The sequence below is a fragment of the Kribbella sp. NBC_00359 genome (assembly GCF_036097425.1).
Taxonomy (GTDB): Bacteria; Actinomycetota; Actinomycetes; order Propionibacteriales; family Kribbellaceae; genus Kribbella.
Genome location: NZ_CP107975.1, coordinates 7,763,721 through 7,787,786, shown reverse-complemented (window position 1 = coordinate 7,787,786; position 24,066 = coordinate 7,763,721). Strand labels below are relative to the sequence as shown.

Sequence of the window (24,066 nt, the reverse complement as noted above, 5' to 3'; positions counted from 1 at the left end):
CAATCACAACCCCACCTGGCAGACTGCCGAGGGTGTCCAGGGCTCTCGGCATCCTCCTCGGGTTCGCGGCCGACCGTGTCCTCGGCGACCCGCGGCGCTTCCACCCGGTCGCCGGCTTCGGCCAGGCCGCCGCCCGGCTCGAGTCTCGCTGGTACGGCGACTCGCGCGTGACGGGTACGGCGTACGCGACAGTCGTCGTCGGTACGGCGACCGCCGCCGGAGTCGTCGCCGAACGGCTCACCCGGAATCGTCCGATCGTCCACACGATCGTCACCGCGGCCGCGACGTGGACCGTGCTCGGTGCGCGCAGCCTGGAGCGTGAGGCCGAGGTGATGGCCGGGCTGCTCGAGGAGAAGGACATCCCGGCCGCGCGAGACCGCCTCAGCCATCTCTGCGCCCGCGACGCGACCGACCTGGAAGCCGACGAGCTCGCTCGCGCGACCGTGGAGTCGATCGCCGAGAACACCTCCGATGCCTGTGTGGCGCCGCTGCTGTGGGGCGGTGTGCTCGGCGTACCCGGGCTACTCGGTTACCGCGCGGCCAACACGCTGGATGCGATGGTCGGCTACAAGTCGGCGAAGTACCTCAACTTCGGCTGGGCATCGGCGCGGCTGGACGACGTACTCAATCTGCTGCCCGCCCGGGTGTGCGCGTTGCTCACCGGACTCGCGGCGGGGCGGCCGCGGCAAGCGGTGGCCGTGTGGCGGCGGGACGCGACCAAGCATCCGAGTCCGAACGCCGGACCGGTCGAGGCTGCGTTCGCCGGGGCCCTCGATCTGACGCTCGGCGGGACCAACAGCTACGGGTCGTATCAGGAGGACCGTGGCACGCTGGGCGACGGGCCCACGCCGGCGGTTGCCGACGTACGCCGTACCGCCGCGCTTGCCCGGCGCGTCGGTGTCGCAGCGGTGGCGGTGGCCGCAATGCTGGCAGTACGGCGGAGGGGGAGACGATGGATCTGAGTCGGCGGCCGCTGCGGATCGCACTGATCCGGCACGGCGAGTCCGAGGCCAACCTGGACAAGACGATCTTCGAGCGCGTCCCCGACCACGCGATCCCGCTCACGCCACACGGGCACGAGCAGGCGGCCAAGGCGGGCAGGGAGCTGCGGGAGCTGTTCGAGGACGAGCCGGTCCGCGTGTATGTCTCGCCGTACCTGCGGGCCCAGCAGACGCTGGACTCGCTCGGTCTGGACGATCTGATCGGGTTCGGCTGCGAGGAGCCGCGGCTGCGGGAGCAGGACTGGGCCAACTACCAGGACACCGCGGACATCGAGCAGCAGAAGGAGCTGCGAGACCGGTACGGGCACTTCTTCTACCGGTTCACGGACGGCGAGTCGGGCTCGGACGTGTACGACCGGGTGTCGTCGTTCCTGGAGACGATGCACCGCGATTTCGAGAACCCGAACGCGCCGCGCAACGTGCTGCTGGTGTCGCACGGGCTGACCATGCGCTTGTTCTGCATGCGCTGGTTCCACTGGTCGGTGCGGTTCTTCGAGACGCTGCGTAACCCGGGCAACGCCGAAACACGCGTCCTGCTGCGGCAGCCGGATTTCCGGTACAAGCTGGACCGGCCGTTCGAACAGTGGACGCACTACGAACCGACGGAACGGGAGCGATCGGCATGGTTGTAGAACAGACCCAGGAAGCGGTTCTCGAGCTGCTGGCGAGCCTCACGCCCGCCCAGCTCGACAAGATCAGGGCTCCCTTCGACACGCCTGATCACCAGCAGTGGACGTATCTGCCCGGTGCCGTTCCGGGCCTGCCGCTGCACGAGCTGTCCGCGGCGCAGGAGGCCTTGGTGGTGCGCCTGCTCGGACTCGTCTACAGCGAGCGCGGCCTGGCCGATTTCCGCGGGGTGATGGCGGCCGAGATCATCGTCCGCGGCCTCGCCGATCCGATGGAGATCGCCGAGCGCGGCGGCTGGGCCGGTTCGACGGTGGGCGATCGCTACTACCTTCGCGTGCTCGGCGACCCGGCCGGGACCGAGCCGTGGGCCTGGCGGCTGAACGGTCACCATCTCGCGCTGCACGTCACGCTCGTCGACGGCGCCATCTCGTTCACCCCACAGTTCTTCGGCTCGAACCCGGCAGAGGTCCTGACAGGCCCGCACGCCGGGCGACGGTTCCTGGTCGCGGAGCAGGACCTCGGTTTCCAGCTCCTGCACGCACTCGAGCCCGCCCAGCTCGCCGTCGCCCTGGTCTCCGACGCGGCGCCGGACGACATCCTGACCCGGCACGACCCGGTCGCCGACGCGTCCCTGCTGCACCGCGGGCTCGCGTACGGCGACATGACACCGGAGCAACGCCAGCTCCTGAGCCTCCTCATCGGTCAGTACGTCGGCCGCGCCGCCGGACCGATCGGGCTGCAGACTTGGCAGGACATCACCGACCAAGGCATCGAACGCCTCACCTTCGCGTGGGCCGGCGAGACCGAGCCCGGCGTCGGCCACCGCCACTACTACTCGATCGCCGGCCCCACCTTCCTCGCCGAGTACGACAACACCCAGGACAACGCCAACCACATCCACTCCGTCTGGCGGGACCTCCGCAACGACTGGGCCACCGATCTCCTCGCCGCCCACTACGCGATGCATCGCTGACGCAGCGCGCGGCGAGGAACAGTCCGAGTCGACACTCAGTGGTGGAGCGGCCTGAACTCGTGGGTGATCGTCCACGAGGCGGTGCGGTGGCCGAGGCGGTTGGCGTCGGTCATGGCCTTCCGGAAGTGGATGCCGAGCCAGATCCTGGCGTTCATGGTCTCGGCATCGAGGGCCGCGGCGCTGTCGTAGTGCCGGGTCGTCATGGTCACCGACGATGAGATGTCCAGATCGATGGACCGGGCGCCGAACAGGTAGCTGAACGTTCCGGTTGCTGCGCCGGTGCCGGATGCGTGCCCACTGACGTAGTCCGGATAGGGCGGCGTCTGGACCAGCGACATCCAGGTGGCGTCGGGCTTGGTGGCCGGGTTCCCGTCGGTGTCCGCGAGCCGGATCGCGGTGATCGGTCGCCAGTAGGCGTAGTCATACTTGGACCGCCAGCACGCGATCAGCGCATCGGCGATGCTCGTGCTGAGCAGGGCGAACGCCCGGGCACTGTCGGTGATGTTCATCCTCCGTGCGATGACCTGCTCGCGGAGCGCCGTCTCGTACTGCACTACGGCGTTGGCGCTCCAGAACAGCGCGGTCTCGGTCTGAACGCGGTCCGGGTGGATCCGACCAGTGCACCCTTGGCCTTCACCTCGGCGAAGTCCCGGGCATAGGCCTTCGAGGTGATCGGGTACGGGCCGCTCAGCCGGAACTGCGTCGGCGATCGGAGTGCCAGCGGTACGACGAAGCCGAGCCACGGGGCCAGCATCGGCGCGAAGGCATCAGGTGTCGGACGCCAGACTCCCGGGGCGGGCGTCACCGTCAGCTTGATGTTCGCGTCTCTGCCGTCGTTGGCCCGAGCTTGGATCAGCGTCTCAGCCGCGTGCCGGCCGACCTCGGTTCCGCGGGCCTTGGCGCGACCGTCGGGGATGGTGCCGAGCGACGCGGCGTAGTCGGTGGCGAGGTTCGCGGCCGAGGCGGGGAAGTAGTACCGCAGCACGTCGTACGCCGCAGTCGCGGCCGCCGCCTCGGAGGAGGCCTTGCCGCGGATCTTCGGTTGCTTCAGGTACGGCTCGTAGCGGCCCTCGATGGCCACCACCGCGTCGTACACGGCCAGCGACACGAAGCCGTAGTACAGACTCCCCTGGCTTGTCCTGAAGAGACGTTGTCGTGCGACGCCAGAGGGGGCGTCCACAGTACAAGCGCGTTTGGTATTCCGGCCTACTCCTGTAGCCCGCTCAGGTCAATGAGCTGTGCCCGGCAAGCCGCCGCGCTGGTCGGCTACAGTCGGCACGTCAATCGACGGCAAGTGCAGGAACCCGGTGTGAGTCCGGGACGGTCCCGCCACTGTGAGCCCCTCGCGCCGAGGGGAAGTCAGGAACTGCCGCCGTCGTACCTCCGGTCGGGGCGTGGACACCCCGAGGAAGGACCGGTTACGCGTGCCCGCGAACCTGCTGCTGCTCTCCACCGCCGACACCGACCTGCTCGCCGCCGCCGAGGCGGACGCCGGCTGGACGGTCGCGAACCCGGCCCGGCTCGACCTCGACGGCCTGGCGCCGTTGCTCGCCGCCGCCGAGGTCGTCGTGGTCCGTCTGCTCGGCGGGCGCCGGGCCTGGGAGGAAGGTCTCGACGCGGTCATTGCGTCCGGCAAGCCGGCTGTGGTGGTCAGCGGTGAGGCCGCACCTGACGCCGAGCTGATGTCGCTGTCGACCGTGCCCGCGGGCGCGGTGACCGAGGCGCTCGCGTACCTCCGCGAGGGCGGGTCCGAGAACCTGGGCAACCTGGCCGGCTTCCTGCGCGACACACTGCTCCTGACCGGCGACGAATTCGAGCCGCCGCGCGCACTCCCGGCGTACGGCGTCCGCGGGACGTACGTCGAGGACGACCGGCCGGTGGTCGGGATCGTCTACTACCGCGCGCACGAGATCTCCGGGAACACCGCGTTCGTCGACACGCTGGCCGCCGCCGTCGAAGCGGCGGGTGCGCAGCCGTTGCCCGTGTACTGCGGGACCCTGCGCGGACTGGATCCGACGTCGTCCGAGAATGCCGGACTGTTCGACCTGCTGCGCAAGTGCGACGTCCTGGTGACGACCCTGCTCGCCGCCGGCGGATCCGTCGCGGCCAACGCGAGCGCCGGCGGCTCCGACGACTCCTGGGATGCCGGGGCGCTCGCCTCGCTCGACATCCCGCTGATCCAGGGCCTCGCGCTGACGTCGACCCGTGAGCAGTGGCTGGCCAGTGACGCCGCGATCAGCCCGCTCGACGCCGCCACGCAGGTCGCGATCCCGGAGTTCGACGGGCGACTGATCACGATCCCGTTCTCCTTCAAGTCGTACGACGCCGACGGGCTGGCCCGGTACGCGCCGGACCCGGAGCGGTGCGCCCGGCTGGCCGGGATCGCGGTCGCGCACGCCCGCCTCCGCCACGTGCCGGCGCACGACAAGCGGCTCGCTCTCGTGTTGTCGTCGTACCCGACCAAGCACGCACGGATCGGGAACGCGGTCGGTCTCGACACACCAGCCTCGGCCGTGGTCCTGCTCGGTCAACTCCAGGACGCCGGGTACGACCTCGGCGACCTCGATCTCAGTGAGCTCCAGGGGCCGGACGGCGCCGACGGGCTGATCCATCGGCTCATCGCCGCAGGTGGTCACGACGTCGACTGGCTGACCGACGAGCAGTTGGCGAACGCCGTCGCGAAGGTCCCGCTCAGCGTCTACGAGCAGTGGTTCGGGCGAGTGCCGGAATCGTTGCGTGCGGCAATGATCGAAGCATGGGGCGAGGCGCCGGGCCAGCTGTACGTCGACACCTCCGGCGACGAGCCCGCGATCGCCCTGGCCGCGTTGCGTTTCGGCAACGTCGTACTGATGATCCAGCCGCCGCGTGGCTTCGGCGAGAACCCGGTGGCGATCTACCACGACCCGGACATGGCGCCGTCGCATCACTACCTGGCGGCGTACCGCTGGCTCGAGGCCCCGGCCGAGGAGGGCGGCTTCGGCGCGCACGCCGTCGTCCACCTGGGCAAGCACGGGACGCTCGAATGGCTGCCGGGCAAGGGGATCGGGATGGCGGCCGACTGTGCGCCGGACGCCGTCCTGGGGAATCTGCCGATGGTCTACCCGTTCATCGTCAACGACCCCGGCGAGGGGACGCAGGCCAAGCGGCGCGCGCACGCGACCGTCGTCGACCACCTGGTGCCGCCGATGGCCCGGGCCGAGACGTACGGAGACATGGCGAAGCTGGAGTACTTGCTCGACGAGTACGCGACCGTGTCCGCGCTGGATCCGGAGAAGGTCCCGACCCTGCGGGCGCAGATCTGGACGCTGATCCAGGCGGCGCAGCTGCACCATGATCTGCACACGGACGAGAAGCCGGACGACGCGGAGTTCGACGAGTTCGTCCTGCATCTCGACGGGTATCTGTGCGAGATCAAGGACGTGCAGATCCGCGACGGGCTGCACATCCTCGGCGGTGCCCCGGCCGGCGAGGCGCGGGTCAACCTGGTGCTCGCCGTACTGCGGGCTCGTCAGCTGTGGGGTGGTTCGTACTCGATCCCCGGTCTGCGGACAGCGCTGGGGGAGACGTTCGGCGTGGACGAGGCCGCCATGCTCGCCGACCCCGGTCGGGCCGTTCCGGAGTTGGTCGACCTCGCGACGCTGGCAGACCTGCCCGCCGTGAGTGGAGCCGACGGCGTCGACCTGCTGGAGGCGGTGGCTCGGAAGCTTGTGATCGGGATGGAGACCCTGAGCTGGGACGCCGCGAAGGTTCCGGTCGTCGTGACCGAGGTGCTCGGGCGGTCGTCGGCCCAGGTCGAGTCGTCACTGACCTTCGCGGCCGAGGAGGTCGTGCCGCGGCTGGCGCGGACCGGTGACGAGCTGACCAACGTCCTTCGCGCGTTGGACGGTCGGTTCGTCGAGGCCGGGCCGTCGGGCTCGCCGACGCGTGGTCTGGTCAACGTGCTGCCGACCGGCCGCAACTTCTACGCCGTCGACCCGAAGGCGATCCCGAGCCGCAACGCGTGGGACGTCGGCGTCGCGCTGGCCGACTCACTCCTCGCCCGGCACCAGGCCGAGACAGGGGAGTGGCCGCGATCGGTCGGCCTGACGATCTGGGGTACGTCGGCCATGCGCACCCAGGGCGACGATCTCGCCGAGGTGTTGTGGCTGCTCGGCTGCCGCCCGGTCTGGGACGAGGCGTCGCGGCGCGTCACCGGCTTCGAGGTGGTCGGTCCGGAGGAGCTCGGCCGGCCGCGGATCGACGTGACGATCCGGATCTCCGGCTTCTTCCGGGACGCGTTCCCGCACGTGGTCGCCCTGCTCGACGAGGCCGTGCGGACGGTCGCCGCCCTGGATGAGGATGCGGCCGGCAACTACCTGCGCGCGCACGTCGACGCCGATGTTGCTGCGGGCAACGACGTACGCTCCGCCACCGCGCGGGTCTTCGGCTCCAAGCCCGGCTCGTACGGCGCCGGTCTGCTGCCGCTCGTGGACGCGCGGAACTGGCGCACCGACGCCGAGCTGGCCGAGGTGTACGCGGTCTGGGGCGGGTACGCGTACGGCAAGGACCTCGACGGTGCCGAGGCGCGCGGCTCGATGGAACGCGCGTACGCCCGGATCCAGGTGGCGGCGAAGAACGCCGACACTCGTGAGCACGACATCATGGACTCCGACGACTACTTCCAGTACCACGGCGGCATGATCGCGATGGTCCGCCACCTGACCGGATCCAATCCGAAGGCCTACGTGGGGGATTCCGCCGTACCGGCGCAGGTTCGGACGCGGACGCTGGAGGAGGAGACGAAGCGGGTCTTCCGAGCCCGGGTGGTGAACCCGCGGTGGATGGCGGCGATGCGACGGCACGGGTACAAGGGCGCTTTCGAGATGGCCGCGACAGTGGACTACCTGTTCGGGTACGACGCGACCGCGGGCGTGGTGGACGACTGGATGTACGAGACGCTGACGACCGAGTACGTCGCCGATCCCGAGATGGCCGAGTTCTTCCGGAAGTCGAACCCGTGGGCGCGGCACGGGATCGCGGAGCGGCTGCTCGAGGCGGCGCAGCGCGGTCTGTGGTCGGCTCCGACTCCTGAGGCGCTGGAGACGTTGCGCAGCGCAGTCCTTGAGACGGAAGGTGACATCGAAGACCGCGGCTGATTGGGTAGAGGTATGGCGTCCGAGCAGCTGAGAGTCCTGATCACCAACGATGACGGGTACCAGGCTCCGGGGATCCGGGCGCTCGCCCCGGCGATCGCCGAGCTCGGGTACGACGTACTCGTGGTCGCACCGCTGCTCGACGAGAGCGGGGTCGGCTCGGCCCGCGCCGGGATGGTCGGCCGCCCGATCCGCACCGCTTCCGACGAGGAATCCGGCGTCACCTTCAACGGAATCGACGGTACGCCGGCACTTGCAGTGACGCTGGCGTCCGTCGGTGCGTTCGGCCGAGCACCGGATGTGGTCCTGTCGGGGATCAACCGCGGCCACAACATCGGCGTACCGATCCTCCACTCCGGCACCGTCGCCGCGGCGCTCACCGCGGCCGGGCAGGGATTGTCGGCTGTTGCCATCAGCATCGACTCCGAGGATCCCGGCCACTGGCCGACCGCGGCCACCGTGGCCGCCGAAGCCCTCGCCTGGATCCTCTCCGAACCCTCCGGCACGGTCCTCACCATCAACGTCCCCGACCGCCCCCTCGACCAACTCGCGGGCGTCCGCCACGCTTCACTGGCGCCGATCAAACGCTCCCGCGTCATCGGCACCACGGCCCCGACCGGCGAGCCGATGATCGCGCTCGAACCGCCCCTGCCGAACCCGGTCGCCGACTCGGACGAGGCCCTGCTCGCCGCCGGCTTCGTCACGGTCACCCCGATCGTCGGCATCCGAGAGGTCAAGGACGACGCGGCCGCCACCGCCCTCGCCAAACGCCTGTCCTGAACCTCCTCGTCGCATCCGGTTGGCGCTCAGTGATCCGGTAGCCGTCGCTCAGCCAGGGCGGCGGCTGCCACCCGGCTCGTCGTACCCGTCTTCCGAAGAATGTTCGAGACATGCACACTGACCGTCTTGTCACTGATGAACAGCTCTTTGGCGATCTCCCCGTTCGACCGCCCAGCCACCAGAAACGCCAGCACCTCCCGCTCGCGATCGGTCAGTTGTGCCAGCAGTGAACCGTCGGCGGTCGTCGCGATCGGGACCGGCTCGTGGAGATCGATCCGCGACCGGCGGGCCAACGCTTCGACCTCGACCCGCAAAGGTACGGCACCGAGCTCGACCGCGCATCGGTGAGCTTGGCGCAGCAGGTCGCGTGCATCCGGCGAGGTCCGGTCAGCGGCCAGCTCTGCCTCGGCGAACCGCCACTGGGCGACTGCCTGATACCAGCGACTTCCTGTGATACCGCAGGTCTCGACGACCCGGCGCCAACGCTCGGGCTGGTCCGGAGTATCCCGGCAGCGGCCGATCTCAGCGGCCAGGAGCGATTGATTCATCGCCTGGAAGTCCAGCCCACCCGTGGTGTCGACGAGAGGATCCCGCCACCATTCAGCGATGACGCCGTCCAGCGCCTCCACCGCCGCGGCCACGCCGGCAAGATCACCGCTGTCCCGAGCGGAGCGCGATGCCTCGGCCGCCGCCTGGGCATAGATCGGAAGTACCTCATCGTCCCGGGGATCGGGAGGCTGATCCTGAGCTGCCAGGCGTGGGCGTGCCCAGGTCACAGCGTCCGCAGCCATCCCTTCCGCGATCATCAGCTCGATGCCGGCGCCGGTCATGGCTCGACGGAGCCCGTTGAAGTCTTCGGAGATCAACTCCAACGCCCGATCGAAATGCTGCCGTGCTTCTTCGGTCCGGCCTGACCTCACGGCCAGCAGGCTGGCAGCCAGCCGGACGCATGCTCCAGGGATTCCGGCGGATCGTCCCGCTAACGCAGACCGCAGCAACGCTCGGCTTTCGTCCCAGCGGCCGACGCTGATCAGCTCTGTAGCGGCCTGGCCGGCGAGGAAGTACGCCCACGTCCCGGCGCCGTCCGCGACCGCGTTGAAGTACGCCGCGCGGGTGGATTCGGCTGCATCAGTGAGCCTGCCGAGCGTGTGGAGGGCATTGAACCGCCAGATGGCGGCATCAGTGGCGGTGTCGACATCTCCGCAAGCCGTCGCCAACTTCTCCGACAACTCGGCGTCGGCGAGCGAAGCCAGCGGCGCGGAGTAGTCCGACACGGCCGCGCGGCCGCAGAGAGCTCGTGCGAGCGCTTGCATCGAGCCTGACCTGCGCCCGATCCGGACGGCTTCCTCCGCGTGCACCGAGTCGTTCGGCAGGCTATGAATCCTCTCCCGCTCGGCCAGCATGGCGAACGCGACTGCACGCTCAGCGGCCTCGGGGGTGTCCGTGGTCAGCTCGATTGCTTCTTGCAACTCCTCCAGGTCCGCCAAACCGGGCGATGTCGATTGCCACCGGGCTTCACACCTCGTGACGAGCAGATCGCAGGCGAGCAGGGGCTCCTGCTGCCCGTCCACGAGATTCAACGCCTCTGTGAGGAATGTCGTCGCCTCGTCCAGCATGCCTGCCCTGAGGCAGACTGCGCTTGATCGTCGCAACAGGGCGATTCTCTCGTCGCGGCCGCCGCGGATGGCCGGTGACACCGTTTCCCAGAGAGCGCACGCGCGGCGGAGTTGGATCGCCTCTTCCGTTGGCGCCCTCAGACCCGCCGCGTGATCGGCTGCTACGAGGGACCAGCGGTAGGTGGCGTCGAGGTTTCCGGCTCGCTCGTTGTGGATCGCCAGGTCGGCAGCCTCAACCTCGGTCGGCCGCGATTCGAGTACGCGGATGTAGTCGGCATGCAGTTCGACCGCGTGGTCCGGCGACAGGCCGTCGTACAGGACCTCGGCGAGCAGTGGGTGCCGGAACCAGGAGGTGCCGTCGGGTGCGGTTTCCACCACGCCGCGGTCCTGGGCCTCCGCCAGACAAGGGGCGATGAGGCTCGCATCGAGTCCGTGGCCGGCGGCGACCTCGGTCAGGACGGCCGATGAGGTCGGGCGGCCGCCGACGGCGAGGATTCTGGTGATCAGGCGGGCGTGGTCGGACAGGCTGTGCCAGGTGGCGAGCAGGGCTTCGCGGAGCGCGGCGGGAACCGTCGTGGGGAGGGTGTTCTCGGTGCCGGACAGGCCGCTGACCAGGAGTTCGATGAGGTAGGGGTTGCCGTCCGATCTGTCGAGGACTTCGGTGGTGAGTTCGATGTCGGGCGTCTGGCCGAGCAGTCCTTCGATTTGGCTGCTGGTGGCGTCCAGGTCCAGTGGGTCCAGCCGGAGCTCGCCGAAGAAGGGCATCCGGCGCATGTCGGCAAGCCAGGAGTGGAGGGGATGTCCCTCGCCGCGTTCTTCCGTCCTGCAGGTGGCGAGGAGCACCAATGGCTGTGAGCGGAATCCGGCGGTCAGGTAGGCCATCGCGTCGAGCGAGGCGACGTCGGCCCATTGCAGGTCGTCGACGACTACCACTGTCGGCCGTCGTGCCGCGATCCGGTTGAGCACGAGGTCGACGAGCACCGGCAGTCTCGCGGCGTCGACGCCCGCGCTGGTGCCAAGGGAAGGGAGCAAGGCGCTCAGGCCCTCGGTGCCGGCGAGGGTTTCGGTTCTTTCGTCGGCATCCGCCCGGCTGAGCCAGTCTTGTAAGGCGCCGGCGATCGGGGCGAAGGGGACCGACGCGCCGCCGAAGTGTACGCAGGATCCCCAGAGGACGTTCAACTCTGAGGCTCTGCAGACTTCGCGGGTCAGGCGGGTCTTGCCGATGCCGGCTTCGCCGTGGATGACGATCGCGTGCGGTACGCCGGCCACGGCGTCGAGCAGCGCATCGCCGAGGAACTGTTGTTCGGCAGCGCGTCCGGCGAAGCGACGATCGGGCCGCAGACCCCCCATACGTCCTCAGTGAACACCCTGCGGCCCCTTGGCGGGACCCTTCGGCCAACTGATCAAGCGTTCGACCCCGATGGTGGACACGTATCTCTGGAACGCTCCTAGGTGAGCCGCAGTCCGGCGATGAGGAGGTCGACCATGCGGCGGGCGTCGTACCGGACGTTGTTCTCGGCGCCGATGCAGAGGTTGCCGACGCCTCGCATCAGTTCGTAGGCGTGCACATCGGAGCGGACCTCGCCCGCCGCAGCCGCGGCCTCGAGGAGTTGGGCGCACACGGGAACCAGGCGGTCGAGGAAGTAGGTGTGCAAGGTCTGGAAGGCGGCGTCGTCGGACTGCAGGGCCTCGGCGAGACCGTGCTTGGTGACGAGGAAGTCGACGAAGAGGTCGATCCAACTTGCCAGGGCCGCGTGCGGTGAGCTGCTCTCTGCCAGCAGCGCCGGGCCCGCCTCGGCGCACGCCTCGACCTGGTGACGGTAGACGGCGATGATGAGGTCGGCCCGGGTCGGGAAGTGGCGGTAGATCGTGGCCACGCCGACGCGGGCTCGGCCGGCGATGTCGCGGACGGGCGCATCGACGCCGGAGTCGACGAAGGCCGCTGCGGCGGCGTCCAGCAGTGTCTTCTCGTTCCGCCGGGCGTCGGCCCGCTTCCGCTGAGCAGGCTGCTCCGATCCGCTGCCGGCCCGCTTCCGCGCGGCAGGCTGCGCTGATCCGTCGTCGGCCATGCTCTCGCTGCCTCCACCTTGCTAAGCGGAACGTCGTTCCGTATGTTGGGTAACGGAACATCGTTCCGTATCCGCTCATCATGCCAGGAGGAGCACCGTTATGCAGTACCGCACCTTGGGCCGCACCGGCGTACAGGTCAGCACCCTCGCGCTCGGCGCGATGAACTTCGGCGCGATCGGCCGTACCAGCCAGGACGAGGCCACCGCGATCGTCGACGCCGCTCTCGAGGCCGGCATCAACCTGATCGACACCGCCGACATGTACGGGCAGGGCGAGTCCGAGGAGCTGGTCGGCAAGGCGATCGCCGGCCGCCGTGACGACCTCGTGCTGGCCACCAAGGCGACCATGCCGATGGGTGACGAGCGCAACCACCAGGGCAGCTCGCGTCGCTGGCTGGTCACCGCGCTCGACGACAGCCTGCGCCGGCTGGGCGTCGATTACGTCGACCTGTACCAGATCCACCGGTGGGACCCGAGCACCAGCGACGAGGAGACGCTGTCGGCACTGACCGACCTGCAACGCGCTGGGAAGATCCGCTCGTTCGGCTCCTCGACGTTCCCGGCGTACCGGATCGTGCAAGCCCAGTGGGCTGCCCGCGAGCACCACCTCAGCCGCTACGTCACCGAGCAGCCCAGCTACTCGATGCTGCAGCGCGGAATCGAGGCCCACGTCCTGCCCGTGACCGAGGAGTACGGTCTCGGGGTGCTGGCGTGGAGTCCGCTGGCGTCGGGCTGGCTGTCGGGCGCGGTCCGCGCGGGCCAGGAGATCAGCACCAGCCGCTCCGTCTTCGCGCCGGAACGCTTCGACACCACGCTTCCGTACAACCAGGCCAGGCTCGACGCGGTCGAGCAGTTGGCGAAGGTGGCCGATGAGGCGGGCCTGACGCTGATCCAGTTGGCTCTCGGCTTCGTCACCGCCCACCCGGCCGTCACCAGCGCCCTCATCGGCCCACGGACCTTGGATCACCTGCACTCGCAGCTCGCCGCTGCCGACACCGTCCTCAGCCCCGATGTCCTCGACGCGATCGACGCCATCGTTGCCCCCGGCATCGACCTTGCCGCGCACGAGAAGTTCGACACGCCACCGGCGCTGCTCGAGCCGTCGCTGCGGCGCCGGTGAGAGGACAAGCTATGTCGCAACCCAGTTTCGGGATCATGACCGCGCCAATGCAGGTCGACTATCACGACGTACTGCGGGTGTGGCGCGAGGCGGACGCTGTCCCGGCGATCGAGCATGCGTGGTTGTTCGATCACCTGATGCCGATCGGCGGTGACCCGGGCGGACCGACGTACGAAGGCTGGACGCTGCTGTCGGCGCTTGCCGCACAGACCGAACGGCTGCGCCTCGGCCTGCTTGTGACCAGCAACCGCTTCCGGCCGCCGGCGATGCTGGCCAAGATCGCGGCGACCGTCGACATCGTCTCCGGCGGGCGGCTCGACTTCGGGATCGGCGCGGGTTCACGACCGAGTCACCCGTTGGCCCGGCGCGAATACGAAGCGCACGGCCTGCCGTACGACGACTTCGCACACTCGGTGGGGAATCTCGCCGAAGCGTTGACAGTCATCCGGCGGTTGTGGACCGAGGCTGAGCCGTTCGACTTCGAGGGCAGCTACGTCCGCCTGACCGGAGCGTTCGGCAACCCGAAGCCCGTTCAGCGCCCGCACCCGCCGATCCTCATCGGCGGACGCTCGTCCGCCGTACTCCGCGTGGTCGCCGAGCACGCCGACCTGTGGAACATCCCCGGGGGCGACATCGACGACGCCGTACGCCGCAGCGCACTGCTGGACCGCTACTGCGCCGCGATCGGCCGCGACCCCGCCCCGATCACCCGCTCGATCCACCTGCAGGTCTCCTACGACGAGCCCAGCGCAACCCAGAAGGAGATCGGCGAAGCGCTCGACGCCGGGTTCGGGCACATCGTTCTCGGCCTGTCGGCTCCCTATCCGGCCGACGTCGCGCAGTGGGTCGCCGACAAGCTCATCGCCACCTCGACGCGCCACCATCCGCCCACATAAGGGGGTGCGGCGCAGATCTAAGGGAGGGCGCCTGATGTGGCGGTCGCAGCGCTCAGCGCACGGTGGATGCAGACGGCGATCCACGCCGTGAGGAGGAGTTATGAAGCACATCTACACCCTCGTGGCCGTGCCCGTCCTGACCTGCGGTGCCGTGATTGCCGGCGCATCGCAAGCCTCGGCCACCAACGTCGACCCGGAGCCAGGCGCCCACGGCGAAGGCTTCATAGTCATCACCACGCCAGGCCCCAGGGTCAGCGTCGACGACACCGTCACTGAGGTTCTGCAAACAGGCGCAGGCGCCCTCGGCGGCGCAGGCATCGCCGTGGCAGCCTTTTGGGCCTACCGGCGTCGCCATCCGATCAGCGTTCACTGATCCGGCAGCCGTCGCTCAGCCAGAGCGGCGGCTGCCACCCGGCTCGTGGTGCCGGTCTTCCGAAGGATGTTCGAGACATGGACGCTGACCGTCTTGTCACTGATGAAGAGCTCCTTAGCGATCTCACCGTTCGACCGCCCGGCCACAAGGAAAGCCAGTACCTCCCGCTCCCGGTCAGTGAGACCTGCCAGGACGGGGTCATCGGCCACCGGCACGACCGGGACCGGCTCGTGAAGATCGATCCTCGCCCTCCGGGCCAGCGCCTCGACCTCGGTCTGTAGAGGCCCGGCGCCGAGTTCGACCGCGCTTCGGTGTGCTTGGCGCAGCATGTCGCGTGCCTCCGGCGACGTCCAGCCAGTGGCCAGCTCTGCCTCGGCGCACCGCCACTGGGCGATCGCCTGGTACCAACGACACCCCGCGGCACCGCAGGTCTCCACGGCCCGGCGCCAACGCTCGGGCTGATCCGGAGTATCCCGGCAGCGGCTGATCTCGGCCGCCCAGAGCGCCTGATTCATCGCCTGGACGTCCACCCCTCCCATGGCGTCGACGAACGGCTCCCGCGGCCAGTCGTCGATGACACCGTCCAGCGCCTCCACCGCCGCGGCCACTCCGGCGGGATCACCGCGATCCCGGGCAACGCGAGCCGCCTCGGCTGCGGCCCAGGCGTAGAGCGGAAGCACCTCATCGTCCCAGGGATCGGGAGGCTGATCCAGAGCCGTCAGCCGTGGGCGTGCCCAGGTCACGGCTTCCGCAGCCGCGCCTTCGGCGAGCATCAGTTCGATACCGATGAAGGTCACGGTCGGGCGGAGCGGGTTGAAGTTGTCGGAGATCAACTCCAGTACCCGATCGAAGTGCTGTCGTGCTTCTTCGGTCCTCCCTGACCTCACACTCAGCCTGCTCGCAGCCAGCCTGACAGCTGCTCCAGGGATCCCGGCGGATCGTCCGGCGAGCGCGGACCGCAGCAATGCCCGGCACTCGTCCCAGCGGTCGAGGTCGATCAACTCGAGCGCGGCTATGCCCGCGAGGAAGTATGCCCAGGAGCCGGCGCCGTCGGCGAGGGTGCTGAAGTAAGCCGCGCGGGTGAGCTCGGCTGCTTCGGCCCACCGGCCGAGCTCGTGCAGGGCATTGAAACGGATGATGGCGGCGTCGTTGGCGGTGTTGGTATCTCCGCAGGCCGTCGCCATCTGCAGTGACAGGTCAGCCTCGGCGAGCGAGGCCAGCGGCGCGTAATCCCCCAACACCGACGCGCGTGCGCAGACCGCCCGGCCAAGAGCCTGAACCGAGCCTGATGTGCGGCCGATCCGGACGCCTTCGTCCGCATGCATCTCGGCGTTCGGCAGGCCATGCATGCCCTCGGTCTCAGCTAGCTCGGCGAACGCGACGGCGCGTTCCGCACTTTCGGGGAAGTCCGTCGTCAGCTCGATCGCTTCGAGGAACTCGTCCAGGTCGGCCATCGCCGGCGATGTCGATTGCCAGCGGCAGTTGGCCCTCAAGACCAGCAGATTGCTGGCCAGCAACGGCTGCTGCTTCCTGTTCACCAAACTCAGCGCCTCCGTGAGGAGCGTGACTGAAACCTCGGGCCAGCCTGCCCGCTCGCAGACTGCGCTCGTTCGCCGTAACAGGCCGATTCTCTCGTCGCGCCCGCCGCGGATGGTCGGTGACACCGTTTCCCAGAGAGCGCACGCGCGGCGGAGTTGGATCGCCTCCTCTGTTGGGGCTCGCAGGCCTTCTGCGTGATCGGCTGCCACGAGGGACCAGTGGTAGGTGGCGTCGAGGTTTCCGGCTCTTTCGTTGTGGATCGCGAGGTCGGCAGCCTCAATCTCGGTGGGACGTGATTCGAGTACGCGGATGTAGTCGGTATGGAGCTCCGCGGCTTGGTCTGGTGACAGGCCGTCGTACAAGACGTCGGCCAAGAGCGGGTGCCGGAACCAGGAGGTGCCGTCGGGTGCGGTTTCCACGACACCGCGGTCGTGAGCTTCCGCGAGACAGGGGGTGATCGAGCTCGCGTCGAGTCCGTGGGCGGCGGCGACCTCGGTCAGGACGGCCGATGAGGTTGGTCGGCCGCCGACGGCGAGGATTCTGGTGACCAAGCGGGCCTGGTCCGACAGGCTGTGCCAGGCGGCGAGCAGGGCTTCGCGGAGCGCAGCGGGAACGGTGGCCGGAAGAGTGCGCTCAGCGCCGGACAGACCGCTGACCATCAGTTCGACGAGGTAGGGGTTGCCGTCCGATCTGGCCAGGACCTCGGCGGCGAGTTCGACGTCCGGCGCCTGGCCGAGCAGTCCTTCGATCTCGCTGCTGGTGCCGTCCAGGTCCAGCGGATCCAACCGGAGCTCGCCGAAGAAGGGCATCCGGCGCATGTCGGCAAGCCAGGAATGGAGGGGATGCCCCTCGCCGCGTTCCTCGGTCCTGCACGTGGCCAGCAGTACCAACGGCTGGGAGCGGAATCCGGCGATCAGGTAGGCCATCGCGTCCAGGGAGGCGACGTCGGCCCATTGCAGGTCGTCGACGACCACCACTGTCGGCCGTCGTACCGCGATCCGGTTGAGTACGAGGTCGACGAGCATCGGAAGCCTCGTGGCGTCGACGCCGCCACTGACGCCGAGCGAGGGCAGCAAGGCACTCAGCTCATCGGTCCCGGCGAGAGTTTCGGCCCTCTCGTCGGCATCCGCGCGGCTCAGCCAGTCCTGCAAGGCGCCGGCGATCGGGGCGAACGGGACCGACGCGCCACCGAAGTGCACGCTCGATCCCCAGAGCACGTTCAGCTGCGAATCGCTGCAGACCTCACGGGCAAGGCGGGTCTTGCCGATGCCGGCTTCGCCATGGATGACGATCGCGTGCGGTACGCCGGCCACGGCGTCGAGCAGCACGTCGCCGAGGAACCGTTGTTCGGCTGCGCGTCCGGCGAAGCGATGATCGGGCCGCAGACCCCCCATACGTCCTCAGTCAACACCCTCAGGCGGGCTGACGGGAGGCCCAGAGCCGACCGAGACCCACACCGCGGTCACTGAGCGCGAGCCGCCGGGCCTGATGCACTTCGGGACGGTGGTGTCGACGTGGGGGTTGCCACGTGACCGTGATGGTTGCCGGGCGGGCGGGGTGTGCCATGATCGGGCCGACGGTTGTGGAGGAACACCGGTGACCGGCTGAGGCCGGGAGTCCGGGGCGGTCCCGCCACTGTGACCGGGCCTGATCGAAGTCGACGCGGCCCGGGAGCCAGGACATCCGCGTCCGTCCGCCGGCCCGCGGTCACCGCGGTACGGCGTACCAGCCGTGGCGGGCGTGGATACCCGCTCGACGAAGGGACCCACCGCCGATGCGGCCAGCCTCACCGTCCACCGGATTCCCGTTCACCGCCGTGGTCGGAATGGACGACCTTCAGCTCGCCCTGATCCTGGCGGCCATCTCGCCGGCGATCGGCGGGGTGCTGATCCGGGGCGAGAAGGGTACGGCGAAGTCGACCGCGGTCCGCGCGCTGACCGAGATCCTCCCGCCCGTGGACGTTGTGCCGGGCTGCCGGTTCTCCTGCGACCCCGAGCACCCTGACGACACCTGTCCCGACGGCCCGCACCACAGCACGGAGGCCCTCAACCGGCCTGCCCGGCTGGTCGAGTTGCCCGTCGGCGCGACCGAGGACCGGGTGCTCGGGTCGCTGCATCTGGAGAAGGCGCTCGCCGAGGGCATCACGGCGTACGAACCCGGTCTGCTTGCTGCCGCGCACCGTGGATTGCTGTACGTCGACGAGGTCAACCTCCTGCACGATCACCTGGTCGACGTACTGCTCGACGCCGCCGCGATGGGCCGCGCGACCGTCGAACGTGACGGGGTGTCCGTCACGCACCCGGCGCGCTTCGTCCTGGTCGGCACGATGAACCCGGAGGAGGGCGAGCTCCGACCGCAGTTGCTCGATCGCTTCGGCCTGACCGTCGACGTCGTCGCCAGCCGCGATCCTGCCGTGCGGGTGGAGGTGATGCGTGCGCGGCTCGCGTACGAGGCCGATCCGGCGGGCTTTGTCGCGCGGCACGACGGACCGCAGCGGGAACTCGCCGAGCGCATCGTCAAGGCGCGCGACCTGATCACCGAGGTGATCCTGACCGACGCCGCGCTCCGCCAGATCGCCGAGATCTGCGCGTCCTTCGACGTTGACGGCATGCGCGCCGACCTGGTCACCGCGCGTACGGCGGTCGCTCACGCGGCCTGGTCCGGTCGCACCGTCGTCGAGGTCGACGACGTCCGCGCCGCCGCCAAACTCGCCCTGCCCCACCGCCGCCGCCGGAACCCCTTCGACGCCCCCGGCCTCGACGAGGACCAACTAGAACAAGCCATCCAAGACAGCACCCCACCACCCAACCCCGACGACAACCCCGACGGCCCGGGTGGTGGGGGAGTGGACCCCACAGACGACGGCAGTCCGGCCGATCCGACCGACGCAGACCGGCCCGACGCAGACCGGGCGGAAGCAGACCGGTCGGAGGCGAACCTATCTGGCGCGGACCGCTCCGAGGGGCGCCGGGCGGATGCCGACTCGGCCGCCTCGGGTGGTGCTGAGTCCGGCGCCGATTCGGACTCGGCGGCCACCGGCGCGGGCCGAGAGGCCGGCGAGGCGGGCGGCCGGCCGGCGCCGGTCGGCGAGGTGGTTGGAAGCTCCGAGCCCTACAAGGCGCGACTGCTCAGCGTGCAGGCCGCGGGCGCCGGTGTCGCCGGGCGTCGGTCCCGGGCGATCACCGAGGTCGGGCGCGTGGTGGGTGATCGCGCCCGCATCGGTCGGGAGGCTGGGCGTCCGCATCTGCTGGCGACCATCCGGTCCGCCGCCCCGCATCAGCACGCTCGGGGTCGCGCCGGTGCCGGGCTCGCCGTACGACCCTCGGATGTGCGGCTCGCCGTGCGGGAAGGGCGCGAGGGCAACCTTGTTCTGTTCTGTGTTGACGCGTCGGGGTCGATGGGGACGAAGCAGCGGATGGGGGCAGTGAAGACCGCGATCGTCTCGCTGCTGCTCGACGCGTACCAGCGTCGCGACACCGTCGGCCTCATCACGTTCGCCGGCGCCGCGGCCACGGTTGCCTTGCCGCCCACCGGCAGCGTTGAGACCGCCGTACGACGTCTCGAGTCGCTACCGACCGGTGGGCGCACACCCCTTGCCGAAGGTCTGCTCCAGGCGGCGGAGGTACTACGGATCGCCGCGATCCGCGACCCACGACGTCGGCCCCTGCTCGTGCTTGTCACCGACGGCCGCGCGACCCACGGAGACAAAGCGTTCGCCCGGGCGAGGCAGGCCGCCGGATGGCTCGCTCAGCAGGGGATCGCCACCGTCGTGGTCGACTGCGAACCGCGTCGCGGGGTCCGGCTCGGCCTGGCCGGGGAGCTCGCCGCGGACCTGGGCGCGGAGTACCTCGACCTCGGGGAAGTTGCCGCGGGCAACCTCATCCGCACCGTCACCGAGCGGAGGGCGGCCTGAGATGCCGAAAGGACAGCCGACGGTCGTCCCGGCGGACGGCCTGACCACCCGGCAACGCCGGAACCGCCCGCTGCTGATGGTGCACACCGGCGAGATGAAGGGAAAGTCGACGGCCGCCTTCGGGATGGCGCTGCGCGGCTGGAACCAGGGCTGGAACATCGGCGTGTTCCAGTTCGTGAAGAGCGCGAAATGGAAGGTCGGTGAAGAGGGCGCCTTCAAGGCTCTCGGGCAGTTGCACGCGGCAACCGGTGCGGGCGGCCCGGTCGAGTGGCACAAGATGGGTGAGGGGTGGAGCTGGTCGCGCAAGGCCGGCACCGACGAAGACCACGCCGCCGACGCGCTCGAGGGCTGGCGGGAGATCCAGCGGCGGATCGCTGCGCAGACGCACGACCTCTACGTCCTGGACGAGTTCACGTACCCGATGAAGTGGGGCTGGGTCGACGTCGACGAGGTGGTCGACACGCTCGTGAACCGGCCGGGCCACCAGTACGTCGTCATCACCGGCCGCAACGCTGATCCGCGGCTGCTCGAAGCCGCCGACCTGGTGACCGAGATGACGAAGATCAAGCACCCGATGGACGCCGGCCAGAAGGGCCAGAAGGGCATCGAGTGGTGAGCGCACGGTCGCGGGGGGAGGGCGCGTGATTCCGCGGGTGGTGGTGGCGGCGCCGTCTTCGGGGGCGGGGAAGACGACCGTTGCCGTCGGGCTGATGGCAGCGCTGCGGCAGGCCGGGCACACGGTCGCGGGATTCAAGGTCGGACCCGACTACATCGATCCCGGTTTCCACGCGGTCGCCACCGGGCGACCGGGGCGGAATCTCGATCCGATGCTGTCGGGGGAGGAGCGGGTCGCGCCGCTGTTCGCGCACGGGGCCGTCGGTGCGGACCTCGCCGTCGTCGAGGGCGTCATGGGTCTGTACGACGGTGCCCTCGGGACCGAGGGATATGCGTCCACCGCCCACGTCGCGAAGTTGCTTCAGGCACCCGTCGTACTGGTCGTGGACGCGTCGGCGGCCGGACGCAGTGTCGGTGCCGTCGTCCAGGGTTTCGTTGCCTTCGACACCGAGGTGCGGATCGTCGGCGTGGTCCTGAACAAGGTCGGCTCGGACCGGCACGAGGCCGAGGTCCGCGCCGGCGTCGCGCCGACCGGCGTACCCGTGCTCGGTGTCCTCCGGCGCGACACCCGCCTGACTGTGCCCAGCCGGCACCTCGGTCTGGTCCCAGCCGGTGAGCAACGGGAGCAGGCGGCCGACGCGGTCGAGGCGGCGGCCGAACTTGTCCGTCAGGGGGTTGACCTGGAGGCCTTCGTCGCGGCTGCTCGAGCCGCGGCGCCGGTCGTCGTCGAGCCGTGGGATCCGGCCGCCGAGGTGACTCCGGCCGAGGATGGGCGTCCGGTGATTGCCGTTGCCAGCGGCCCCGTTTTCTCGTTCCACTACACCGAGACCACCGAGTTGCTCGTTGCCGCCGGTGCCGAAGTGGTTGCCTTCGACCCGTTGTCCGATCCATTGCCTGAGGCGACTGCGGCGCTCTATCTCGGCGGTGGTTTCCCCGAACTGCATGCCGAGGCGTTGTCCGCCAACGAGGGCCTCCGTCGCCAGGTCGCCACCGAGGTGGCGGCCGGGCTCCCGGTGATCGCCGAGTGCGCCGGGCTGCTGTACCTGTGCCGCGAGCTCGACGGCCACCCGATGACCGGCGTCCTGCCCGCGGCCGGCCGCATGACGAGCCGTCTGACCCTCGGCTACCGGACGGCGATCGCCGCCACGACCACCGCGTTCCTCGACGAGGGCCGCCGCGTTCGGGGCCACGAGTTCCACCGTACGGCGATCGAGCTCGACGCCGAGGTGGATCCGGCCTGGTACCTGCCGGGTGGCGTCGAGGGGATCGCGTTGCCCCGACTGCACGCGTCGTACCTGCATCTGCACTGGACGGCGACCCCGGACATCCCAGCCCGCTTCGTCGCCGCGGCCCGCGTCCATGCGGGCCTGGAGAAATGAACCTCGTCGTCGGAGTAGGCCTCCGCGCCGGCACCCCCTATCAGGAACTCCGCGACCTGGTTGCCGGTGCGCTGGAGTCGGCCGGCGCCGGCGTGGTGCGCATCGTGGTCACGATCGAGGGGCGAGAGACTGAGCCGGGGCTGCAACGCCTGGCGGCGTCGCTCGGCGCCGAACTCCGCACCGCCTCACCCGATGAGCTGGCACGCCACCCGGTCCCGACGCCGAGCCAAGCGGTCGAGCACCTGACGGGCGTCCCAAGCGTCGCGGAGGCGGCTGTCCTTGCAACCGGAGCAGAGCTCGTGGTCACCAAGCGCCGGTCCGCACAGGCGACAGCAGCTGTCGGCCGACTGCCGGAAGCGGCGCCGGCGCCTGGCTATCCGGCTGAGGAGCGTGCGGTGGTGCATCGTGTGATCGCTGAGCGGCGGGATGTGCGGCGGGGGTTTCTGGATGTGCCGGTTGATGACGAGGTGCTGTTGCGGGTGCTGGAGGCGGGGCATCGCGCGCCCAGCGTGGGGTTGAGCCAGCCTTGGGACTTTCTGTTGATCCGGGATGTGGCTACTCGGCGGAAGGTGCATGAGCTCGCGACGGCTCAGCGGGATGCGTTCGCTGCGTCGTTGCCGGCGGATCGGCGCGGGGCGTTCGACGGGCTGAAGATCGAGGCGATTCTCGATACCCCGTTGAACATTGCGGTGACTTGCGACCCGGGCCGGGGTGGGCGGCATGTGCTGGGGCGGCACGCGGATCCGCGCACGACGTGGTTCTCCGCCGCGATCGCGATCCAGAACCTGTGGCTGGCCGCGCGCGCCGAAGGGCTCGGCGTCGGCTGGGTCTCGTTCTTCGCGCCGGATGAGGTTGCGGCGGTGCTTGACCTCCCGGCTCACATCGAGCTTGTCGGATACCTGTGTGTCGGGCACGTGGAGGAGTTCGCCGCCGCGCCCGAGCTGGTGCGTACGGGCTGGGCCGCGCGCCGGCCGCTCGCCTGGGCGGTTCACCACGAGGAATGGGGCCGGCGCGCGTCGATTGTCGACGATGCGTTGCAGGCCGGGCAGAACGCCGTACCAGCTGCAAGCCGTCAGCGAATCACCGTGATCGTGGGCGGCGATCCGGCGAGAGACCTGGAGCAGTCCGACGCGTTGGTCGTCGTACTGCGTGCTGAGAAACCGGCGGCCGACTTCGGGGTGCTGTGGCGATCGGCGCGGACGCCGGTGGAGGCGGTCGAGCTCGGAGTCGAGATCGCACGGGATCTGGCGATGCAGGGTGTCGGGGAGATCGTCGTACGGACGGCAGAGCTGTCAGCGGAGGCGGACGCGCTGGCTCGCGGACTGCGAGTGGGTGCCTTGGCCTGTGGCGTGAGCTGTGTCGATGAGCCGGATGAGATGACACACTCCTCCGCATGACACCGGAGCCGATCATGTACGTGCCCGCGTTCTCGATGAAGCAGCGGGTCACCATGATGGCCAACAAGTACGAGCTGATCGCCGCCAATCCGGACGGGAGCGACGGCCCGCTGCTGGCGTTCGCGCAGCAGAAGCGGATGGCGTTCAAGGAACAGGTCACCTTCTACACCGACGCCACCAAGTCCCGGCCGGTGTTCTCGTTCAAGGCGCGCAAGACGATCGACCTCAGCTCCGGCTACGACGTGTTCGACGCGAACGGTCAGCAGCTCGGGTGGTTCAAGAAGAAGTTCGGCAAGAGCCTGCTCCGGTCCAGCTGGCAACTCAGCGGCGCCGGCGTGGACGCGGACGGCACGGAGCGCAACCCGACCATCGCCGTCGTCCGCCGGGTCTGGGAGTTCGTCCCGTTCGTCGGGGAGATCCCGCTGCCGTTCATCTTCCACTTCGACTTCACCGATCGGGGCACCGGGCAACCGGTCTTGTCGGTCGAGCGGAAGATCTCGGTCCGGGACCGCTACCACGTCACCGTCCGGGACCAGCGCCTGGATTTCCGCGTCGCCGCGGCGATGACGGTCGCCCTCGACGCTCTCCAGGGCCGCTGATCCACGCCGTACGGCGAGCCGGCTGAGGGGAACCTGA

General features: G+C 69.6%; 18 protein-coding genes and 2 riboswitches. Of the genes, 13 read left to right on the top strand and 5 right to left on the bottom strand.

Features of this window, described 5'->3' with window-relative positions:
• Positions 1 to 32: 32 nt before the first annotated feature.
• The 3 genes from OG876_RS37850 to OG876_RS37840 are packed head-to-tail and all read left to right on the top strand — an operon-like array spanning position 33 to position 2,601.
• Positions 33 to 962, top strand: coding sequence for a cobalamin biosynthesis protein (locus OG876_RS37850; protein ID WP_328521528.1), 930 nt, complete (start codon positions 33 to 35; stop codon positions 960 to 962).
• Entirely contained in the window at positions 953 to 1,633 is a 681-nt protein-coding gene (locus OG876_RS37845; RefSeq protein ID WP_328521527.1) for a histidine phosphatase family protein, read from the top strand. Before OG876_RS37850 ends, OG876_RS37845 begins: the two co-directional genes overlap by 10 nt.
• The gene (locus tag OG876_RS37840) at positions 1,624 to 2,601 is read left to right on the top strand and encodes a DUF3500 domain-containing protein (protein ID WP_328521526.1); all 978 of its coding nucleotides are present in this window, start codon (positions 1,624 to 1,626) and stop codon (positions 2,599 to 2,601) included. The genes OG876_RS37845 and OG876_RS37840 overlap by 10 nt, the downstream gene beginning before the upstream one ends.
• A gap of 35 nt (positions 2,602 to 2,636) precedes the next feature.
• Here the strand turns inward: OG876_RS37840 and OG876_RS37835 are convergent, their stop codons facing one another.
• Both OG876_RS37835 and OG876_RS37830 read right to left on the bottom strand, forming a co-directional pair.
• Positions 2,637 to 3,110, bottom strand: a complete 474-nt coding sequence (locus OG876_RS37835; protein ID WP_328521525.1) for a vanadium-dependent haloperoxidase — start codon at positions 3,108 to 3,110, stop codon at positions 2,637 to 2,639.
• Positions 3,111 to 3,154: 44 nt separating this feature from the next.
• On the bottom strand, positions 3,155 to 3,709 hold the full coding sequence (locus OG876_RS37830) for a hypothetical protein (protein ID WP_328521524.1): 555 nt from the start codon (positions 3,707 to 3,709) through the stop codon (positions 3,155 to 3,157).
• A gap of 163 nt (positions 3,710 to 3,872) precedes the next feature.
• Positions 3,873 to 3,989, top strand: a riboswitch (cobalamin riboswitch).
• Positions 3,990 to 4,025: 36 nt separating this feature from the next.
• On the opposite strand from OG876_RS37830, the gene cobN reads away from it, so the two are divergent.
• Positions 4,026 to 7,736 carry a cobaltochelatase subunit CobN gene (gene cobN, locus OG876_RS37825; RefSeq protein ID WP_328521523.1) on the top strand — a complete coding sequence of 1,237 codons (3,711 nt, stop codon included), beginning with the start codon at positions 4,026 to 4,028 and terminating at the stop codon, positions 7,734 to 7,736.
• Between the two features lie 12 nt (positions 7,737 to 7,748).
• The gene (gene surE / locus OG876_RS37820) at positions 7,749 to 8,513 is read left to right on the top strand and encodes a 5'/3'-nucleotidase SurE (protein WP_328521522.1); all 765 of its coding nucleotides are present in this window, start codon (positions 7,749 to 7,751) and stop codon (positions 8,511 to 8,513) included.
• 26 nt (positions 8,514 to 8,539) lie between these two features.
• Here the strand turns inward: surE and OG876_RS37815 are convergent, their stop codons facing one another.
• On the bottom strand, positions 8,540 to 11,479 hold the full coding sequence (locus tag OG876_RS37815; RefSeq protein WP_328521521.1) for a helix-turn-helix transcriptional regulator: 2,940 nt from the start codon (positions 11,477 to 11,479) through the stop codon (positions 8,540 to 8,542).
• A gap of 98 nt (positions 11,480 to 11,577) precedes the next feature.
• The gene (locus OG876_RS37810) at positions 11,578 to 12,198 is read right to left on the bottom strand and encodes a TetR/AcrR family transcriptional regulator (RefSeq protein WP_328521520.1); all 621 of its coding nucleotides are present in this window, start codon (positions 12,196 to 12,198) and stop codon (positions 11,578 to 11,580) included.
• A gap of 100 nt (positions 12,199 to 12,298) precedes the next feature.
• Between OG876_RS37810 and OG876_RS37805 the strand changes: the two genes are divergently transcribed.
• The 3 genes from OG876_RS37805 to OG876_RS37795 all read left to right on the top strand — a co-directional run bounded on the left by OG876_RS37805 (position 12,299) and on the right by OG876_RS37795 (position 14,587).
• Complete coding sequence (locus OG876_RS37805; RefSeq protein ID WP_328521519.1) at positions 12,299 to 13,318, top strand: aldo/keto reductase; 1,020 nt, start codon at positions 12,299 to 12,301, stop codon at positions 13,316 to 13,318.
• A gap of 35 nt (positions 13,319 to 13,353) precedes the next feature.
• Positions 13,354 to 14,214: an LLM class flavin-dependent oxidoreductase gene (locus tag OG876_RS37800; protein ID WP_328521518.1), complete on the top strand. Its 861-nt coding sequence runs from the start codon at positions 13,354 to 13,356 to the stop codon at positions 14,212 to 14,214.
• A gap of 100 nt (positions 14,215 to 14,314) precedes the next feature.
• Entirely contained in the window at positions 14,315 to 14,587 is a 273-nt protein-coding gene (locus OG876_RS37795; RefSeq protein ID WP_328521517.1) for a hypothetical protein, read from the top strand.
• Here OG876_RS37795 and OG876_RS37790 read toward each other — a convergent pair.
• Positions 14,581 to 17,520, bottom strand: coding sequence for a helix-turn-helix transcriptional regulator (locus tag OG876_RS37790; protein ID WP_328521516.1), 2,940 nt, complete (start codon positions 17,518 to 17,520; stop codon positions 14,581 to 14,583). The genes OG876_RS37795 and OG876_RS37790 overlap by 7 nt on opposite strands.
• A 169-nt stretch (positions 17,521 to 17,689) precedes the next feature.
• A riboswitch (cobalamin riboswitch) is annotated at positions 17,690 to 17,831 on the top strand.
• Positions 17,832 to 17,900: 69 nt separating this feature from the next.
• On the opposite strand from OG876_RS37790, the gene OG876_RS37785 reads away from it, so the two are divergent.
• From OG876_RS37785 to OG876_RS37765, 5 genes are read left to right on the top strand one after another with little or no spacing between them, the layout of a single operon-like run.
• Positions 17,901 to 20,039 (top strand): putative cobaltochelatase, encoded by a 2,139-nt coding sequence (locus tag OG876_RS37785; RefSeq protein ID WP_328521515.1) that lies wholly within the window; start codon positions 17,901 to 17,903, stop codon positions 20,037 to 20,039.
• Position 20,040: 1 nt separating this feature from the next.
• Complete coding sequence (gene cobO / locus OG876_RS37780) at positions 20,041 to 20,655, top strand: cob(I)yrinic acid a,c-diamide adenosyltransferase (protein WP_328521514.1); 615 nt, start codon at positions 20,041 to 20,043, stop codon at positions 20,653 to 20,655.
• A 25-nt stretch (positions 20,656 to 20,680) separates the two neighbouring features.
• A complete protein-coding gene (locus OG876_RS37775; protein ID WP_328521513.1) occupies positions 20,681 to 22,033 on the top strand; it encodes a cobyrinate a,c-diamide synthase in 1,353 nt (450 codons plus the stop codon).
• Positions 22,030 to 23,430 carry a 5,6-dimethylbenzimidazole synthase gene (gene bluB / locus OG876_RS37770; RefSeq protein ID WP_328521512.1) on the top strand — a complete coding sequence of 467 codons (1,401 nt, stop codon included), beginning with the start codon at positions 22,030 to 22,032 and terminating at the stop codon, positions 23,428 to 23,430. Before OG876_RS37775 ends, bluB begins: the two co-directional genes overlap by 4 nt.
• Positions 23,427 to 24,029, top strand: a complete 603-nt coding sequence (locus tag OG876_RS37765; RefSeq protein ID WP_328521511.1) for a hypothetical protein — start codon at positions 23,427 to 23,429, stop codon at positions 24,027 to 24,029. Before bluB ends, OG876_RS37765 begins: the two co-directional genes overlap by 4 nt.
• The last annotated feature ends 37 nt before the right edge of the window (positions 24,030 to 24,066 follow it).